This is a genomic window from Actinomadura sp. (assembly GCF_044508335.1).
In the GTDB taxonomy this organism is placed as follows: domain Bacteria; phylum Actinomycetota; class Actinomycetes; order Streptosporangiales; family Streptosporangiaceae; genus Spirillospora.
The window spans coordinates 21,795-25,730 of record NZ_JBIQHY010000053.1; the positions used below are offsets into that span (position 1 = coordinate 21,795).

The window sequence follows — 3,936 nt, forward strand, 5'->3', positions numbered from 1 at the left end:
CCGGCGTTCTTCCCGGCCTTCTTGCCGTCCTTCTTGCCGGTCTTCTTCGGCGCCGGCGCCTCGACCGGGGCCGCCACCACCGCCTCCGGCGCCGGCCCGCCGGCCGCCTCGACCGCCGCGGCGGGCGCGCTCCCGGCGACGCGGTTGCGGAACGTCTGCCCGGACCGGAACCGCGGCACCTGCCCGGCGGGCACCTCGACCGGCAGGCCGGTGCGCGGGTTGCGGGCGCTGCGGGCCGGGCGGGCCAGGCTGTCGAACGTCCCGAACCCGGTGACGGTGACGCGCTCCCCGGCGGACACCCGCTCCATCACCGTGTCGAACACGGCGTCCACATGCCGGCGCGCGACGGACTCGTCGCTTCCCGCACGCTCCGCCACGATCCTGACCAGTTCACTCCGGTTCATGCGCCATGCCCTCCACTGTGGCGATCTGTGGCGCTCAGCGTAATGCGGCGGGGCGGCCGGGACCCGGCAATCGGCGTCCCGGCCAGCGTGTCCTTGCCGCTTCAGCCGGGACCGGCCGGCGCGTCCGGGCGGTCGCGCAGGTGCCGCAGCAGGATGGCCAGGTCGAGCCGCCGCCGCCCGCCGGGGTCGGCGAGCGAGAACCCGAGCTTCGACTCGGCGTGCGCGAGCCGCGCGGCGATCGTGCTGTGGTGCCGGTGCACCCGCGCGGCGGCCCCGCGGGCGGACCCGGCGGCGCAGAACGCGGCCAGGACGGCGAGCGTCCCGGCCCCGTTCGGCTCGGCGGCGAGCCGGTCGAGCGCGGCCACGTCGGCGACGCCGGCGATGTCCTCGGCCCGCATCCGCGCGGCGATGACCGCGAGCGCCCCGAGCCCGTCGTGGCGGACGACGTCCGCGCCGAGCCCGGTGAAGCGCAGGGCGGTGCGGGCCTGCCGCCAGGACGCGGGCGCCTCGATCGCGGGCACCCCGCTGCCGACTCCCACCCGGAGACCGGGCGGGAACCGGTCCGGCAGGCCCTTCGTGAGGACGGCGCGGACGCGTCCGAGCGACACCGCGTGCGCACCCGGAAAGGCGTCCGCGGCCTTGTCGCCTTTAACCGCAAGGTCGCCTGCAACGGCGAGGTCGCCTTCGACGGCGAGGACGTGCACCCGGTCGTCCGGTCCGACGCGCAGCAGGCGAAGCGCCCGCGACCGTTCGAGCTCCCCGGCGTCCTCCGAGAGGACCAGCTCGACGAGCCCGCCGTCCCCCGGCGGCGGCACCGCCTCCAGCAGCAGGCCGGCGGCGATCGCGAACCGCTCCAGCACGATCTCGTCGAGCGGAAGGGGCTCGTCCCTCCCCAGCCACACCCGCCCCGTCTCCGAGAACTCCCGGACCAGGCCGCCGGAGAACGGGTCGGCGCCGGGAGGCTCGTGGAGGGCGAGGCCCAGGGCGGTGTCGGCGAGGCCGGCCGGGCATCCGGCGAGGCGGGCGGTCTCCCGCACGAGGGTCCGCGGGCTCGCCTTCGCCGCGATCAGCGCGTCGAAGAAGCCGATCACCCGGACGGCGTTCTCCGCGTCGGCGTCCAGCGCCGACAGCCGCAGGAGCAGGCCCTTCATGGGGGCAGCGTACGGCACCCGACGATCGGCGGCCCGCGGGCCGTTCTGCCCGGCGGACGGCGGGTGGGCAGGACGGACCGCAGGCCCGACACTGGTGTCGCCGGCCGCACGAAAGGAGCCCTGGTGACCTACGCCTACGACCCGGAACTCGTCCCGTGGATCTCGATGATCCCGCACCTCTCGATCGCCGACATCCAGAAGGCGCGCCGGGAGGAAGGGGACCAGTTCTGGGAGGAGCCGGCGTACGAGCCGCCCGTCCCGGTCGAGACCCGCGACCTCGCCGTGCCGGGCCCGCGGGACGCGCCGGACGTCCCCGTCCGGATCTACCGGCCGGCGGGCCGCGCCGGCGTCCTGCCCGGCCTCGTCTACATCCACGGCGGCGGGTTCGTCCTCGGCAGCGTCGACCTCTACCACGACGACGCGACCGCCATCGCGGCCGAGGCCGGCGCCGCGGTCGTGTCGGTCGAGTACCGGCTCGCCCCCGAGCACCCCTTCCCCGCCGGCCTCGAAGACTGCTACGCCGCGCTGAGCTGGACCGCCTCCCACGCGGGCGACCTCGGCATCGACCCGGGCCGGCTCGCGGTCGGCGGCGAGAGCGCCGGCGGGGGCCTGTCCGCCGCGGTCGCGCTGCTCGCCCGCGACCGCGGCGGCCCGGCCCTGTGCTTCCAGTTCCTCGGCATCCCCGAACTGGACGACCGGCTCGACACCCCGTCCATGCGCGCCTACACCGACACGCCCATCTGGCACCGGCCCAACGCCGAGCTGAGCTGGGACTACTACCTCGGCGAGGGCGTCCGCGGCACCGCCGGCGTCTCCCCGTACGCGGCGCCGGCCCGCGCGGAGGACCTGTCCGGGCTCCCGCCCGCCTACATCACCACCTGCGAGTTCGACCCGCTGCGCGACGAGGGCCTGGACTACGGGCGGCGGCTGATCCAGGCGGGCGTCCCGACCGAGATGCACCACTATCCGGGCACCTTCCACGGCTCCACCATCGTGCGCGGCGCGGCCGTGGCGAAGCGCATGAACGCCGACCGCGCCGACGCCCTCCGCCGCGCCCTCCACCCCGCCGGCTAGCGGCCCGCGCGGGAACCTCAGAGCTCCAGGACGAGGCGGGGCCCGCGGGCGCGCGACACGCAGATCATCATGAAGCCGCCGTCCGCGCGCTCCGCCTCCGTCAGCACGGAATCGCGATGGTCGGGCTCGCCCTCCAGAACCCCGGTCTCGCACGTCCCGCACGTGCCCTCGCGGCAGGACGACAGGACGCTGACGCCCGCCTTCTCCACGGTCTCCAGGATCGAGCATCCGGGTTCGACCCGCAGGGTGCGGCCGCTGAGCGCCAGCTCGACCTCGAACGCCTCGTCCGGCCCCGTGACCGGTTTCGGGGAGAACCGCTCGGTGCGCAGCGCCCCCGGCGCCAGCGCGGCGCACCGCTCCTCGGCGGCCGCGAGCATCGGCTCCGGGCCGCAGCAGTACACCAGCGCGTCCGGCTCGGTGCCGGACAGGATGCCGTCGAGGTCGAGCAGGCCGAACTCGTCCTGCGGACGCAGCTCCACCCGCTCGCCGTACCGCGACAGCTCGTCCGCGAACGCCATGGCGGCGCGGCGCCGCCCGCCGTAGTGCAGCCGCCAGTCGGCGCCCGCCGCCTCGGCCGCGGCGACCATCGGCAGGATCGGGGTGATGCCGATGCCGCCGGCGAGGAACACGTAGCGGGGGGCGTCCTCCAGCGCGAAGTTGTTCCGCGGGCCCCGCACCGTCAGCCGGTCCCCCGGCCGGACGCGCTCGTGCACGACCGTGGACCCCGGCCCCTCCTTCAGGACGGCGATCCGCCACGTCCGCGAATCGTCCGGGTCGCCGCACAGCGAGTACTGCCGGACGAGCCCCTCCCCGAGCAGCACGTCGATGTGCGCCCCGGGCCGCCAGCCCGGCAGATCGCCCCCGCCGGCCGCCCGCAGCGTCAACCCGACGACACCGTCGGCGAGCACCGCCCTGCCGTCGACGACGACCTCGGTCTCCGCGTCCCCACCAGGCGACACTCGATCAGGCGACACCCGCGACTCCACCTCCCAGCTCGGCCGCCCGCGACGTCCCTCCACCGCGCCCGCGGGCCGTCCTCGGCCGCTCGCCGGGCGCCTGCCGCGCCGCGACGGCCGGTCCGTCCGTCCTCCCGACCTTCGCCGCCCGCGGCAGCGGTCACCAGTAGGGCTTCCGCCAAGCGGAAGAACCCGCCTCCTGGACCGCGTCCACCGGCAAGGATCACAAGAGCCGCTCAATTCTCGACGACTCACAGGACCAATCCCCTCCCCCGCGGCACAGTGATCCGGAACGATTGAGGCCGCCGCCTTCCGCGGCGTCCCGTCGGACCGGCCGCCGGGACCGGCCGC

At 76.0% G+C, this 3,936-nt stretch carries 4 protein-coding genes; 1 reads left to right on the forward strand and 3 read right to left on the reverse strand.

The genetic code is table 11. The annotated features are described in order from the left end of the window. On the reverse strand, positions 1-404 hold a 404-nt coding region (locus ACIWVC_RS19050; RefSeq protein ID WP_396454392.1), incomplete at its 3' end, for an HU family DNA-binding protein. 101 nt (positions 405-505) lie between these two features. Next, a complete protein-coding gene (locus ACIWVC_RS19055; protein WP_396454393.1) occupies positions 506-1,555 on the reverse strand; it encodes a helix-turn-helix domain-containing protein in 1,050 nt (349 codons plus the stop codon). Positions 1,556-1,678: 123 nt separating this feature from the next. On the opposite strand from ACIWVC_RS19055, the gene ACIWVC_RS19060 reads away from it, so the two are divergent. Beyond that, the gene (locus ACIWVC_RS19060) at positions 1,679-2,629 is read left to right on the forward strand and encodes an alpha/beta hydrolase (protein ID WP_396448649.1); all 951 of its coding nucleotides are present in this window, start codon (positions 1,679-1,681) and stop codon (positions 2,627-2,629) included. Between the two features lie 17 nt (positions 2,630-2,646). On the opposite strand, the gene ACIWVC_RS19065 is transcribed toward ACIWVC_RS19060, so the two are convergent. Then, a complete protein-coding gene (locus ACIWVC_RS19065; RefSeq protein WP_396448650.1) occupies positions 2,647-3,588 on the reverse strand; it encodes a PDR/VanB family oxidoreductase in 942 nt (313 codons plus the stop codon). Between the last annotated feature and the right edge of the window lie 348 nt (positions 3,589-3,936).